The sequence below is a fragment of the Flavobacterium celericrescens genome, from assembly GCF_011392075.1.
Lineage (GTDB): Bacteria > Bacteroidota > Bacteroidia > Flavobacteriales > Flavobacteriaceae > Flavobacterium > Flavobacterium celericrescens.
Genome location: NZ_JAAJBV010000036.1, coordinates 1 through 235, shown reverse-complemented (window position 1 = coordinate 235; position 235 = coordinate 1). Strand labels below are relative to the sequence as shown.

The following is a 235-nucleotide window of genomic DNA, read 5'->3' as shown; positions in this document are numbered from 1 at the left end:
TTGTCACACTTCCACTTGCGGTATTGTTACAAACCGGTGTTGTTGCACTTGCTACACTTACTAAATTATATGTCGAGTTTGCTGTCAATACCGGTGTAGTTACACTCGCATTTCCTGTTGCGTCTAAAGTTACCGTTTGGTTCGCTCCACCATCAACTGTATAGGTTATCGTTGCATTTGGCGTTCCTGTGAAACTAACCACAGCGGTTGCGCCTGAACAAATTGTTGTTGCGCC

General features: G+C 44.7%; 1 protein-coding gene. It reads right to left on the bottom strand.

The window, feature by feature from the left end; genetic code table 11:
- Window positions 1-235, bottom strand: a 235-nt coding sequence (locus tag G4L40_RS13270) for a hypothetical protein (RefSeq protein ID WP_207785391.1), incomplete at both ends; no start/stop codon positions are given.